At 73.2% G+C, this 14,060-nt stretch carries 9 protein-coding genes; 3 read left to right on the plus strand and 6 right to left on the minus strand.

Annotated features, from left to right (window positions below; genetic code table 11):
• Positions 1–123 precede the first annotated feature (123 nt).
• Positions 124–729, plus strand: coding sequence for a response regulator transcription factor (locus tag P3X83_RS06690; RefSeq protein WP_277303976.1), 606 nt, complete (start codon positions 124–126; stop codon positions 727–729).
• Here the strand turns inward: P3X83_RS06690 and P3X83_RS06695 are convergent.
• From P3X83_RS06695 to P3X83_RS06720, 6 genes are all read right to left on the minus strand, one after another.
• Positions 652–2,763 carry a prolyl oligopeptidase family serine peptidase gene (locus P3X83_RS06695; RefSeq protein ID WP_277303977.1) on the minus strand — a complete coding sequence of 704 codons (2,112 nt, stop codon included), beginning with the start codon at positions 2,761–2,763 and terminating at the stop codon, positions 652–654. The two genes, P3X83_RS06690 and P3X83_RS06695, sit on opposite strands and share 78 nt — an antisense overlap.
• On the minus strand, positions 2,763–4,460 hold the full coding sequence (locus tag P3X83_RS06700) for an ABC transporter ATP-binding protein (RefSeq protein ID WP_277303978.1): 1,698 nt from the start codon (positions 4,458–4,460) through the stop codon (positions 2,763–2,765). Before P3X83_RS06700 ends, P3X83_RS06695 begins: the two co-directional genes overlap by 1 nt.
• Positions 4,457–6,217 (minus strand): ABC transporter ATP-binding protein, encoded by a 1,761-nt coding sequence (locus P3X83_RS06705; protein WP_277303979.1) that lies wholly within the window; start codon positions 6,215–6,217, stop codon positions 4,457–4,459. The genes P3X83_RS06700 and P3X83_RS06705 overlap by 4 nt, the downstream gene beginning before the upstream one ends.
• 77 nt (positions 6,218–6,294) lie before the next feature.
• The gene (locus P3X83_RS06710) at positions 6,295–6,426 is read right to left on the minus strand and encodes a SapB/AmfS family lanthipeptide (protein WP_277303980.1); all 132 of its coding nucleotides are present in this window, start codon (positions 6,424–6,426) and stop codon (positions 6,295–6,297) included.
• A gap of 5 nt (positions 6,427–6,431) precedes the next feature.
• Positions 6,432–9,032, minus strand: a complete 2,601-nt coding sequence (lanKC, locus tag P3X83_RS06715) for a class III lanthionine synthetase LanKC (RefSeq protein WP_277303981.1) — start codon at positions 9,030–9,032, stop codon at positions 6,432–6,434.
• A 176-nt stretch (positions 9,033–9,208) separates the two neighbouring features.
• On the minus strand, positions 9,209–10,438 hold the full coding sequence (locus tag P3X83_RS06720; protein ID WP_277303982.1) for a histidine kinase: 1,230 nt from the start codon (positions 10,436–10,438) through the stop codon (positions 9,209–9,211).
• A 417-nt stretch (positions 10,439–10,855) separates the two neighbouring features.
• On the opposite strand from P3X83_RS06720, the gene P3X83_RS06725 reads away from it, so the two are divergent.
• Complete coding sequence (locus P3X83_RS06725) at positions 10,856–12,274, plus strand: phenylacetate--CoA ligase family protein (RefSeq protein WP_277303983.1); 1,419 nt, start codon at positions 10,856–10,858, stop codon at positions 12,272–12,274.
• 66 nt (positions 12,275–12,340) lie between these two features.
• Positions 12,341–14,041, plus strand: coding sequence for a DNA polymerase/3'-5' exonuclease PolX (gene polX / locus P3X83_RS06730; RefSeq protein WP_277303984.1), 1,701 nt, complete (start codon positions 12,341–12,343; stop codon positions 14,039–14,041).
• The last annotated feature ends 19 nt before the right edge of the window (positions 14,042–14,060 follow it).

Genomic DNA, 14,060 nt, shown 5'->3' on the forward strand with positions numbered 1-14,060 from the left:
CGTTCCGCTTCCGGCGAAAGTAGAAATGGGGAAAACCTCCACCCATTACCGCTTTTCTTATACCGATCGATCAGACAGTATTAAAAACCGGAAACTAACCTCTCCCGGAGCGCAAGGAACACCGTGATCCGAACGTTGCTCGCCGAGGACATGGATCTGGTGCGCGGGGCGATCGTCGCCCTGCTCGCCTATGAGGACGACATCGAGGTCGTCGCCGAGGTGGACAGAGGCGATCGGGTGGTGGCGGCGGCGACCGCCACCAAACCGGACGTCGCGGTGATCGACATCGCGATGCCCGGCATGGACGGCCTGACCGCCGCGCACGCGCTGCACCAGGAACTCCCCGAGTGCGGGGTACTGATCCTCACCGGGGTGGGAACGCCGGGCACGCTGCGCCGTGCCCTGGACGCGCACGTTCGCGGTTTCCTGGCCAAGGACGCGCCACCGCACCAGCTCGCCGACGCCATCCGCAGGGTCGCGTGCGGCGAGCGGGTGATCGACTCCGAGATCGCCATCGCCGCGATGGGCGCGCCCGACTCCCCGCTCACGCGCAGGGAGCTGGACGTGATCGGCGCCGCCGCCGACGGGGCCTCGATCTCCGAGATCGCCGCGTCGCTGTTCCTCTCGGAGGGAACGGTCCGCAACTACCTGTCAAAGACGCGGGCGAAGCTCGGCGCCCGCAGCAGCATCGACGCCATCCGCATCGCCCGCGAGTCCGGCTGGATCTGATCGCACCGGATCCGGCGTCGGATCCGGCCCGGAACCGCCGGGGACCAGACCGGTGTGCGCCGCCAGGAAGGCCAGCGCGTCGGCGGCCAGGGCGACCGAACGGCTGACCGCGCGCGCCCCGTGCCCCACGTCGGGCTCGTGGCGCAGCACGATCGGCCGCCGCCCCGCCGTGGCCCACTGCAGGGCCGCGCACATCTTGCGGGCGTGCATCGGATCGACGCGGGAGTCGGCGGCCGACACGGTGAACAGCGTCGCCGGATAGTCGGTGCCGCGACTCACCCGGTGGTAGGGCGAGTAGGCGAGCAGCCAGGGCAGCTCGTCCGGGTCGGCGGCCGAGCCGTACTCGCCGCGCCAGGCCGGGCCGAGACCGGACCGCTCGTAGCGGACCATGTCCAGCAGCGGCGCCGCGCAGACCGCCGCGCCGAACAGCTCGGGCCGCTGGGTCAGCGCGGCGCCGACCAGCAGGCCGCCGTTGGACTCTCCCCAGATGCCCAGCTCGGCGGGGGTCGTCCAGCCGTCGGCGATCAGCTTCTCCGCGGCGGCGGCGAAGTCGTCGAAGCAGTTCTGCTTGCGGTCGCGCATGCCGTCGCGGTGCCAGCCCTCGCCCTCCTCTCCCCCACCCCTGACGTGCGCGACGGCCAGCACCCCGCCGGCCTCCACCCAGGCCAGGGAGTCGGCGGCGTAGCCGGGCGTGAGCGGCACGCCGAAACCGCCGTAGCCGGTCAGGATCGCCGGGCGGGGCCGCCGCCCGGACGCGGGCCGGGCGATCACGATCATGCGGATCCGGGTGCCGTCGGCCGACTGGAAGGAGACCTGGCGGCGTTCCACCTCCGGCAGCGGGACCGCTCCCGGCGGCTCGGCCCACCGCTCCGCCGTGCCCGCGTGGGCGTCGTAGCGCCACACGGCGGCGGGGGTCACCGCGTCGGTGTAGGTGAACCACGCCTCGTGCCCGCCGTCCGCGCGGGCGGTCAGGGAGCCGATCGTGCCGCTGCCCGGCGTCTCGACCGTGCCCACGCGCCGCCCGCCCGCCGCGTCGTGCACGCCGATCTCGCCGATCGCGTGGCGGATCCACACGGCCAGCAGCAGGGGCCTCTCCGGGCCGTCCACGATCGTGAACGAGCCGAGCACCGCCTGTGGATCCTCCGGGAGCAGCACGGTGAGGTCGCCCGGTTCCGCCGGGTCGCCCACGAGCAGCCTGCCGCGCGGGGCGTCCCGGTCGGTGATCACGTACAGCCGGCCGTCCCGGCCGACCGCCGCCGCGCCCCTGGCGCCCGCGTCGCTCGCCTGGATCACCCGGAAGTCCGGCGGGCCCGCCGCCGAGAGGTCGGCCAGCCACAGGTCGTTAGGCATGGACGGGCCGGGGGCGGCCGACACGATCAGCCAGCGGCCGTCCGGGCTGATGCCCAGGCCGTAGGAGAAGCCCTCGCCCGCCGTGAGCACGCACTCGTCCAGCTCGGACGGCGTGCCCACCGTGTGCAGGTAGACGCCCTGATGGAAGCGCACGTAGTAGAAGCGCTCACCGCCGGGCAGCCAGGACACCGGAGAGTAGCGGCAGCCGCCGATGGGGCCGTCCACCACCGCGCCGGTCGCCACGTCCATGACGTGCATGACCGCCCGCTCGTCGCCCCGCTGGGAGACCTGGTAGGCCAGCAGCCGCCCTTCGAGGTCGGGCTGCCAGGCGTCCAGGGTGGTCAGGCCGGTCGGGTCCAGCAGCGTCGGGTCCAGCAGCACGTCGCCGTCCCTGCACAGCGCAGGATGCTCCTGGCCGGGCTCCCGGCGCACGGTGAACGCGTGCGGGCCGCGCCACTCGGGGGCCGTGATGGAGCCGATCGCGCCCAGCTCGGCCAGCCGGGTGCGGAACCGCTCGCGCGCCGACAATCGGGCCGCCTGCTCGCGGCACAGGGCGTCCTGTTCCTCCAGCCAGGCGCCGGTGGCCGGGTCGCCCGGGTCCTCCAGCCACCGGTATGGGTCGGCGACCCGGTGGCCGTGCGGGTAGTCCACGATCGGCAGCCGCTGCGCGGCGGGATATCTCATCAGGCATACTCCGGTTCCCAGTGGCCGACCAGGTCGGCGTACGGCGGGGCGGAACGGACCAGCTCGTCGTGCGTGCCGAGACGGACCCGCCCGCCGTCCATGAGCAGCACGCGACGGGCGCGCAGCGCCGAGGTGAGCCGGTGCGCGACGACGATCAGGGTGCCGCCGCGCGCCGCGAAGGCCCGCTCCACCAGTTCCTCGGCGGCTGGGTCCAGGCCGCCGGTGGCCTCGTCCAGGATGACCAGACGGGCGTCGGAGAGGTAGGCGCGCACCAGCGCGACGAGCTGGCGCTGCCCGGCCGACAGCGCCCCGGGATCGACCTCGGCGCCGTAGCCGCCGCAGCGGTCCACGACCGGGCCCGCGCCCAGCGCCGCCACGGCCGCCTCGACATCCGCGCGGGCCGCGCCGGACAGGTAGGTAAGGTTCTCCTCCAGCGTGCCCCGGAAGACGTACGCCTCCTGCGGGATCAGCACCCGCCGGTCGGGGGGGACGCGGTCGGCGGGGATCCCGCCGACCAGCACCTCGCCGTCGCCGGGCCGCAGCATGCCGGTGATCAGCGCGGTCAGCGTGGACTTCCCGGCGCCGCTCGGCCCGACCACGGCCAGGTGGTCCCCCTCGGGGACGACCAGGTCCAGAGCGTCGACGACCGGCTCGGCGTGCGGCCCGTAGGCGAACGTCACGCCCCGCAGCTCGACCGCGAACCCGTCGCCGGGCGGCGGCGCGGTGGTATCCGGCGCGACGGCCGGCGGGGAGGAGCGGAGGATCCGGTCCAGGGACGCCATCAGGCGGACGCCGCTGACGCCGACGCCCTCCACCAGGCCGTTGAGCGCGGGTGAGAGCGACTGGGTGACGTAGGCCAGCGCGCCGACGATGGTGCCCGCCGCGGCGCCGTTGTCCAGCAGCCACGGGGTTCCGGCGAGCACCAGGACCACGGGGAGCCAGCCGCCCACCGCGAGCGCGGCCGTGCGCGCGGCGGTGACGCGGGCCAGCGAGCGGGCGGCGGTCGCCTGCGCGTCCACCTGGCGTTCCACGGTGGCGGCGACGCGGTCCTCCGCGCCGCAGGCGGCGATGTCGCGCAACCCGCCCGCGAGGCCGGTCAGCTCCTCGGCGGTGCGTTCGTCGGCCAGCAGGTAGGCGCGCTGACGGCGGGCCAGTGCGGGCAGCGAAAGGAGGAACAGCGCGAGCCCGGCGGCGAAGGGCGGCAGCACCAGAAGGGCGACCTGCGGGAGCAGGGTCAGCATGCCGAGGGTGACGCTGATGAGGATGAAGGCGAACCCCCGGACCACGGTGACGACCGCCGCGAAGGCGTCTCTCGCCAGCTCGACCTGGAGGTTGGCCCGCGCCACGGCGGCGCTGCCGCCGGGGGCGGGCGCCTGGAAGGCGTCAGAGGCGCGGCGGAGGGCGCCCTCGACCACATGGCCGAGTAGTTCGTCGCGCAGCGGCTCGGCGATCCCGGCCACGGCCAGCACCACCTGGCGCGCGCCGAACGCCGCCGCCCCCCAGGCCACGGCGAGCACGCCCAGCCAGGCCAGCCCGGTCCCCGGAAGGCCCGCCGCGAACCCGTCGTCGATGGCGCGGGCGACGACGAAGCCGATCAGGAAGGCGGGCGCGCTCTCGACCACCGACCAGGCGGCGAGCCTGGCGAGCGTGCGGGGCCGTGCCCGCAGCACGCCCCAGAGCACCTGTCGCGGGGTCACGTGACGACCTCCGCCGCCTGCCGGTCCGCCAGGCCGTCCGGGGGCCCGGAGCGCCCCTCTCCCTCCGGGACCGGGGACTCGGCCGCGCGGAAGACGGCGCGGTAGCCGGGGTCCCGCCACAGCTCGCGGTGCGGCGCGTGGGCGCGCACCCGGCCGTCGTGCAGCCAGATCACCCGGTCGGCGCGGGCGGCGGTCCCGGGGCGGTGCGCGACGATGAGGCGGGTCGGCGCCCCGGCGCCGCCGGTGAGGGCGTCGCTGACGCGGCGCTCGGTGACCGTGTCCAGGCTTGAGGTGGCGTCGTCGAGCACCAGGAGCCGTTCCGCCTGCGCGAAGGCGCGGGCCAGGCCGATCCGCTGGCGCTCGCCGCCGGACATGGGGGCCTCGGCGGGCGGTGTGGCGTATCCCTCCGGCAGACGGCGGATGAACCCGTCGGCGCAGGCGGCCACCGCCGCCTCCCGTGTCCTGCCGTAGGAGGCCTCCAGGCCGATGGCCTCCTCCAGGGTGCCGCCGAACAACGCGGGCCGGGCGAACGCGAAGCCGACCGCGTGCCGCAGCTCCGCCCTGGACAGGTCCGCGAGGGGCACGCCGTCCAGGGTGACCGTGCCGTGCTCGGGGTCGGCCAGCCGTCCGGCGAGGGCGGCCAGCAGGGATTTGCCGGATCCCGAACGGCCCACCACGGCCGTCGTCGATCCGCCGGCCACCACGAGGTCGCCGATCGCCAGGCCGGGCGCGGAGACCCCGGTGAACTCCAGCGTGCCCGGCCCTTCGGGGAGCGTGCGCGTCCCGTGACGGCCGGACGGCACGGCGAGCACCTCCGCCACGCGTCCGGCCGCCGAACGAGCCCTCGCCAGGCCGCCCGCGTATCCGAGCACCGTGCTCAGCGCCAGGCCGAGCACGGCGTATCTGGCCGCCGCGTACAGCTCGCCGACGGTCAGGTCGCCTCCGGCCAGGCGCAGTCCGCCGACCGCCAGCACGGCCAGTTCCACCACGGGCACCATCACGCCCGCCTTGGCCCCGGCGTCGGCGGTGGCCCGCCACAGGTCCATGCCGTGAGCGCGCAGGCGGGGCAGCGAGGCGAGGACGCGCCGCGTCTCGCGCCGCTCGGTCCCGGCGGCGGCGATGGTGCGGACGCCCTCCAGGGCGTCCAGCAGGCGGGCGGCGATCCTCCCCTGCTCCTCCTGGTAGCCGCCCGCGATGGCGGTGCCCGCGCGCAGGAAGGCGCGCAGCACCAGCAGCACCACGGCGATGCCCCCGGCCAGGGCGAGGGTGAGCAGTGGGTCGATGAGGGTGAGGGCGACGAGCCCACCGGCGGTCGGGACCAGCAGCGCCACCGCGCCGACCACCGACTCGGGGGCGCGGCCCACCTCTTCGGCGTTCATCCCGGCGCGGGTGACGAGGTCCCCTGCGGCGAACCGGCCGCGCACGGCCAGGCCCGCGCCGAGGACGTGGCGCACCACCGCGCGGCGCAACCGGGCCGACGCGTGCGCGCCGCTCGCGCCTCTGGCCCACACGGCGGCGGTCTCACAGACGATCACGCCCGCGACGAGCGCGGCGCAGACGGCGAGCCAGGTGACGCGGCCGGGGGCGGCGGTGACGAAACCGTCGATGGTCCGGCCGGCGGCGAAGGGAAGCGCCAGTTCACAGGCGGCTCCGGCTACGGAGGCCACCGCGAGGACGACCGGCCACGGCCCGCCGCGCCTTACCGTCGCGGCGACAAGCCGGTCACCGGCTCGCGGATCCGGCTCCTTCGCCTCCACAAACGCCTCCTGGCGCGTAGAATCGTGGATAAGGACCGGGCGGCCCTTTGCGGGGCCGCCCGGGGGATGAGCAGTCATCAGTGGCAGAGGGCGACACTGAGGTTGCTCGGCTTGCCGGAGTGGCAGCTGAGGACCGTGAGCGTGCTGCCACCGCTGGCGACGTCGCTGCTCGAAGGAGCCTCCATACCCTGCAGGTCGAGAAGAACCATTTGCTTTACACCTCCTCCCCATCCTGGTGACCGACCGGCTTCGCGGACGCGGGCCGGAAGAACGGCAGGTGCGCCGGGTTCTCGGACATCACCGTGGCGAGGGCGAGGAGCACGCCCGCCGTCCCGGTCGCGAGATCCATGGAGAGCCGCAGCAACTGGTCCCCGGGGAAGGCGAGACCGCCCCGAAAGGGCAGCGCGTGCCAGCTCAGCCCGCGCACCTGCTGGTCGATGAGGGGATCGGGGCCGACGGCCGGGCCGCGCAGGCCCATGCCGAGCGCGGCGACGATCCCGGCCCTGCCGGTGAACAGCCCCGGCTGGACGAAGAACCCGGATCCCGCCACGCGGCGCAGATCCGCCAGTTCCCCGGCCAGCTCGTCGTCCCGGCGGCAGGTGAGGTAGTCGGAGAGGACCACGCCGACGCCGACGGATCCCTCGTCGAGGTACGGCAGCAGCCGCCAGCCCTGGTCCACCTGGAGCGAGCCGTCGGCTGCGCGGCGGCAGCGGCGCAGGTCCTGGCGGATGGCGGTCGCGGCCAGGTCGAGCAGCGCGGCCTCGCCGGTGCGCCGGTAGGCGTTGAGGAAGAGCAGCGCCGGTCCCGACGAACCGTGCATCAGCCCGGCCCTCGGGTTGGAGCCGCCGCTGGTGGTGGGCACGTCGTCCGGGCCGCCGAGGCGCTCGGCGCAGATGTCCACGGCCTTGCGGGCGGCGGCGGTCAGCCCGGCCTCGCCGGTGACCTCGCCCAGGTGCATCAGGTTGAGCCCGATGCCGGCCACGCCGGTGGACAGCGCGGGCTCCAGCTTCTCCCAGTTCTCCCGCAGGCAGACGTCCACCAGGTCGAGGGCGTCCTGCCGATGGCCGAGGCGGTCCAGGGCGTAGGCGACGCCGTGCAGGCCGTCGTAGAACCCGAGGCCGGATCCCTGGACGGGTTCCTTGGCCCGGGCGCGCAGCCAGTCGTGGTGCGCCGGGTCGGTCGGCAGGCCGGCCTCGGTGAGGGCCCAGAGGACCCCGGCCGCGCCGTAGGCGAAGCTCAGTCCCCGGCCGGGCCGGAACTGGGCGATGTCGCCCGGGAAGAGCCGGTCCTGGCGTTCGGGGGTGGCGGCGGCGGCGATCGCGCGGCCCATGGCTTCGCGGAGCTCGGGCCAGCTCGCCGTGCCGGGTAAGGGCAGGTCCGTCATCGGGTCCTGGTCGCCGGGCGCGGGGCCCTCGATCGTGGCCACGGCCACGTCGAGCACCGCGGGAGGCACCGGGAAGGCGCCGGTCGCGAGGGCGCCCAGGTGCCTGACCTTGGGCCGGTGCAGCGGCAGCATGATCGTGCACTGCGGGGCGAACAGGCCCAGGCGCAGGCAGGCCATGGCGTAGCGGTCCACGTCGAGGCCCTGCCGGTCGGGCGGGGCGCTGAAGGCCGGGTGGGCCAGCGCGGCGCGTGCGCCCTCGCCGGCGAGGGTGGCGACCTCGTAGTCGATCAGCACGACCCGCTCGTCCTCGGTGATCAGGATGTTGTCGGGGTGCAGGTCGCCGAAGACGACCCCGCGCTCGTGGATGGAGTCCACCGCGTGCTGCACGCGTTCGAGGGTGGCCAGCGCCCAGCGCGTGTAGTCGGCGACGGCGTCGGCGTCGCAGTCCGCGCGGGTGAACGGGTAGCGCTGCACCAGCCTGCGCTGCAGGGGGTTGCCGTCCACGAACTCCATGACCAGGAAGCGGTGCTCGCCGAGGGCGAAGTAGTCGCGCAGCTCGGGGGCGGCGGGAAGGCCGGCCAGGCGTTCGAGCACGTCGCGCTCATGGGCGAGGCGGGCGACGGCGTCGCGTCCGGCGGCGTCCAGGCCCGCGTACGGCCGGGCCTCCTTGAGCACCACCCGTTCGCCGGTGCGAGTGTCCTTGGCCAGGTATACGCCGCCGCCGTTGGAGAAGTGCAGCACGCTCTCGACCTGGTAGGGCAGTTCCTGGGTGGTCACCGCGTTGCGGGCGGCCAGGTGCGGCTCCAGGAACTCCGGCAGGGTGGTCCACGGCGGGACGGCGAAGACGGCGTTGCGCACGTCGGGGACGAGGTTGCCGTCGCCGTCCTCCACGGCGAGCACGCGCTCGCCGGAGCCGGACAGGGTGTGCCGCTCGGCGAAGCCGCCGTAGCGCACGAACAGGGGGCCCTCGCCGTAGCGCAGGTCGCTGAGGATGTAGGGGCCGGCGACGCCGTCCAGCAGCTCGTGCAGTTCCTTGAGCACGAGTTCGAGCTGGCCCTCGTCCCTGGGGTAGATGGTGACCAGCTTGCCGCTGGAGGCACGGGACGCGGCCTTGGAGTTCAGCATGATCAGGACGGGAGCGCCGCGCAGGAACTTGAAGGCGATGCCGCGCGGGACGCAGTAGTCCCAGATCGTGGCGAGCGCGCGCTCGGCGTCGTCGACGCGGGCGGACACGTGGATCTTCCAGCCCTGGGCGGGCAGCGGGGCCTCGCCGGTCGGGGCGTAGTACATCCAGGTGTCGGTCGGGTGGTGGACCCAGTTGTCCGGGACCGGCCGGCGGACGATCGCGAAGTCGGCGTCCTGCGCGGTGCTGTGCTCAAGCGTGTCGTAGAAATTGGGATCCGCGAGGCAGTAGAGCTCATACTGGTCCATCGCCCTTGTCCTCCCGGTCGCCGATCACGCTTGGATTACGTAAGAAAGACTGCCGACTGAGGCGGGGTTTCGTCTAGTTACAGGTCACATTACTAGGATAGATTTCCTTCACAGTCGTATGTGAGATTTACACAAAAGGCGTGGACGTTCTGTGAAATATGAGGGTGTGGAGCGCCTTATAAGTTTCGGGGGAAATATACGGCAAGTCGGAAAAGTCCGCGTTGGCTGGCGACGGCGTCGAGCCATCCGCCCAGCTCGGACACCCGCTCGCTGAGATTCGACAGGCCGTTACCGCCAGTGGCGGAATCCTCCCGATTACGGCGATAGGCGGGCAGCACTCCGTCATTGGTCATCGACAACCGCACGAGCCCGTCGCGCTCGACTAGATGAATCGCGCATTCACGGGCGCGGGTATGCCGCAGGATGTTGGTCACGCCCTCACGGAGCACGTGAATGAGCACGTCGGCGGCCTCGGCGGGCAGGGTGCGGCATACCACCTTGATCTGACAGCGCACGCCCGTCGACTCCAGCACGGCGCGGGCCGAGCTCAGCTCGGTCTCCAGCGAGGAGGAGCGCAGCCCGTGGGCCACCGAGCGCACGTCGCCGGTCAGGTTCCTGGCGAGGTCGAGGAGCTCCTTGATCTCGTCCCGGACGCGGGCGTCGCCGTCGTCGTACAGCCGCTGGGACAGCTCGATCTTCAGGACCAGCACGGCCAGCCGGTGTCCGACAAGGTCGTGCAGGTCACGGTTGAACCTGCGGCGTTCCAGGCCGACGGTCCGCCGTACCAGCTCGCCCTGGGCGTCCTGCAGCCGCCGGGCCCGTACGGCCAGCGCGATCAGCGCGTACTCGGCCAGGCCGACCCCCGGCGCGGCGGCGGCCCACACGGCGCTCGCCTCGCCCGGCACGATCAGCAGCGCCGGGCCGCACGCGAGGGCCAGGGCCAGGATCAGCGGTGAACGACGCCGGCCCGCCGTGACCAGCACGGCGCCGGTCAGCAGGCCGCACAACGGGCTCCAGCCGGGCCCGAGCAGCGGCAGCGGCAGGTAGAGCAGGGCGGCCTGCCCGCCGATCGCCCACCAAGGGGCGCCGCCGCCGCAGAGCGCCCGCTGGACCGCTCCCGCGTGCAGCAGCAGAAAGGCCGGCAGCGCGATCGCGACCACCGGCCATATCGTGTCCATGCTCTGAACCGTCTGGATCGTCTGGGTTCCCTCGGCGGACGGCGCCGCCACGCCCGCGAGGACGCGGCCGACGAGACCGGCGATGCCGGTGGCCAGCGCCAGACCGCTCAGCCACGCGGGAGACAGTTCCGGTAAACGGGGTAAGAGGGGCAGGCGGCCCAGCCAGGTGGCGCCGAGCCGCCGGAGTCGCGCCGGGCGCGGCGCGTCACTCCCTTGCAATCGCTCCATCGCATCCCAACAACGTTCGTGCAGCCGTATCCGCCGGACACGCAAGGTTGGCAAGGTCGCCACGACCCGCCGCCGGGGGCCAGGGTGCTCGGCGGGAAGCGCGGACGGGCCTATCCTTCCTCCAATCCTGCGGATCTAACAGATTCTGTAAAGGCAATCCGGCGGATCGCACGATGCCCACGCGATACGGGCTCCCTGGCAGGGCGCTTGAGCGGGATCCTCGGCATCACGGAGTCCGATAGGTCCCCGAAGCCCTGCAAATACGCCTAAGTCAGGGTAAGTCAGGCCATGTCAACACATACGAATAGAGATCATCAGGATGAGCCACGGCGGCGTCATGCGGGAACGGGCCGGGGCCCGCCACGTGGCCGGTCGCGTATGAACCCCCGGCGGGCGGGGGCGCGTTAAGGTCGGGCCGTGGCGAACACTTCCGAGCGTGGCGGGTCTCCCGAGCAGGCGGCGTTGGCGCTGTTCCGGCAGGTGGCGGAGCGGGTGCCGGGGTATGGCGCGTTTCTGGCCGAGCACGGCGTGCGTCCCGGTGACGTCACGACGCCCGCCGACTTCGCTCGCCTGCCGATGACCACCAAGGAGAACTACATCCGGCGTCATCCGCTGCCCGCCGTCTGCCGGGACGGCGTGATCGGCGACATGATCGCGGTCTCCTCCGGCTCCACCGGCGCGCCGACCTTCTGGCCCCGCTCGGCCGCCGACGAGGCGGCCGTGGCCGACCGCTTCGAGCAGGTCCTCGCCGACGCGTTCGGCGCACGCGGAGAGCGCACCCTCGCCGTGGTGTGCTTCGCGCTCGGCACCTGGGTCGGCGGGCTGTTCACCCTCGCGTGCTGCCGCCACCTCGCCGCCAGGGGGCTGCCGATCACCGCGATCGCGCCGGGCACCGACAAGCGGGAGATCCTGCGGGTGATCCCCGAGCTGGCGCCGCACTTCGACCAGGTGGTGCTGCTCGGCTATCCGCCGTTCCTGAAGGATGTCATCGACGCCGGGGCCGCCGCGGGCGTGCCCTGGGCCGACTACCGGCTCGGGCTGGTCACCGCGGGCGAGGTGTTCAGCGAGGAGTGGCGCACGCTGGTCTGCGAGCGCGCCGGGATCCCCGACCCGGTGCTGCGCACCGCCTCCCTGTACGGCACCGCCGACGCCGGGGTGCTCGCCAACGAGACGCCCCTGTCCATCGACGCCCGCCGTTTCCTGGCGTCGCGTCCCGAGGCCGCCCGCGAGCTGTTCGGCGCGGCGCGGCTGCCCACGCTGGCCCAGTACGACCCCTACAGCCGCCTGTTCGAGACGGACGGCGGCACGCTGCTGTTCACCGGCGACAACGGCGTGCCACTGATCAGGTACCACATCGCCGACGAGGGCGGCCTGATCGGCCACGAGGAGCTGCTGTCCTTCCTGCGCGCCCGCGGCCACCGCCCGGCCGTCCCCACCGAGCCCGCCCTGCCGTTCGTCTACGTCTTCGGGCGCGGCCGGTTCGCCGTCTCCTACTACGGGGCCAACGTATACCCGGAGAACGTCTCGGTCGGCCTGGAGCAACCCGAGGTCAACGCCATGGTCACCGGGAAGTTCGTGATGGAGGTGGTCGAGGACGAGTCCAGGGACCGCCGCCTGCACATCACCGTCGAGGCGGCCCCCGGGCTCGACCTCGCGGGCGACCGGGGCGCCGAGCTCGCGATCGGCGTGGCCGTCCTGGCCCAGCTCCGCAGGCTCAACGGCGAGTTCGCCACCTACGTACCGCCGGACAGGCAGCCGCCGGTGATCCGCCTGCGGCCCGCGGGCGACCCCGAGCACTTCCCGCCCGGGGTCAAACACCGCTATACCCGGCACTGAGCGCGTCCGGGAGCCGTCCGGAGCGCCCGTCCCGGAAACGTCGGAGTCACCCCCTACGCTGAGGGCATGGCTCGGGCAAACGATGAGGCCGCGGCGGCACTGCAGGAATACGCCGACCTGTTCGCGATGACGGGGGGCGACGCCTTCCGCGTGCGCAGCTACCAGAAGGCGGCGAAGGCCATCGCCGGGCATCCGGAGGACATCGCGGGCGGCGACGTCCGCTCGGTGCCGGGGGTCGGCGAGGCGATCGCCAAGAAGATCGAGGAGTTCCTGCAGCGCGGCAGCTTCCGTCAGCTCGACGACCTGCGCGGGCGGATCCCCGAGGGCGTGCGGCGGATGACGCGCATCCCCGGCCTCGGCCCGAAGAAGGCCGTCTTCCTGTTCACCGAGCTGGGCATCGACTCGCCCGACGCGCTGCGCGAGGCGATCACCGCCGGGCGGCTGAGCGGGGTGAAGGGCCTCGGCCCGCGCACCGCCGAGAACCTGCTCAAGGGCATCGAGCAGATGGAGCAGGCGGGCCGCCGGGTGCACATCGGCATCGCCACCGAGCTGGCCGAAAAGGTCATCGCCTCGCTGTCGGACGACCGGGTGGAGCGCATCGCCTACGCGGGCTCGCTGCGCCGGATGAAGGACACCATCGGCGACATCGACGTGCTGGCGGTCGGGCCCGCCGAGCTGATGGCCGACTTCCGCGCGATGCCCTACGTCGCCGAGGTGATCGCGGCCGGGGAGAAGAAGACCTCGATCCGCACCACGGGCGGCGTGCAGGTCGATCTCCGGCTGATACCCGCCGAGTCGTGGGGCGCGGCGATGCAGTACTTCACCGGCTCCAAGGAGCACAACGTCCGCATCCGCGAGATGGCCGTGAAGAAGGGCTGGAAGCTGTCGGAGTACGGCCTGTTCGAGGGCGAGCGGGTGATCGCCTCCCGCACCGAGGAGGAGATCTACGAGGCCCTCGGCATGCCGTGGATCCCGCCCACCATGCGCGAAGACGGCGGCGAGGTCGCCGCCGCGCTGCGCGGCGAGCTGCCCGAGGTGGTGACCCTCGACGACCTGCGGGGCGACCTGCACACCCATACCGACCTCACCGACGGCATCGCATCGCTCGGCGACATGGTCGCCGCGGCGGCCGGGCTGGGCTACTCCTACTACGCCGTCACCGACCACGCCCCTGACCTGGTCATGCAGCGGATGACGCTGGACAAGGCGCTCGCCCAGCGGGAGCGGCTGGCCCGGCTGCAGGAGTCGTATCCCGGCATGCGACTGCTGCACGGCACCGAGCTCAACATCGGCCCCGACGGCTCGGTCGACTGGCCCGCCGAGGTCCTTGCCGGCTTCGACGTCACGGTGGCGAGCGTCCACTCCCACTTCAACCAGTCCCGCGACGAGATGACGGCCAGGTTCATCGCGGCCTGCGACAACCCGCAGGTGCACATCATCGGGCACCCGACCACCCGGAAGATCGGCAAGCGCGGCCCGGTGGACGCCGACTGGGACGCCGTCTTCCGCCGCGCCGCCGCCACCGGCACCGCCATGGAGATCGACTCCTACCCCGACCGCTCCGACCTGCCCGACGACCTGGTCCGCCTGGCCAGGCACCACGGGGTGAAGTTCTCCATCGACAGCGACTCCCACGCCATCCCGCACCTGGTCAACCAGCGCTACGGCGTCGGCATCGCCCAGCGGGCCTGGCTGACCACCGACGACGTCATCAACACCTGGCCGCTCGACCGGCTGCTCGCGTTCCTCGGCCGCGAGGGGCGCTAGCGCCCTTCGCGGCCGAGCG

It is taken from the genome of Spongiactinospora sp. TRM90649 (assembly GCF_029382225.1).
In the GTDB taxonomy this organism is placed as follows: Bacteria; Actinomycetota; Actinomycetes; order Streptosporangiales; family Streptosporangiaceae; genus Spongiactinospora.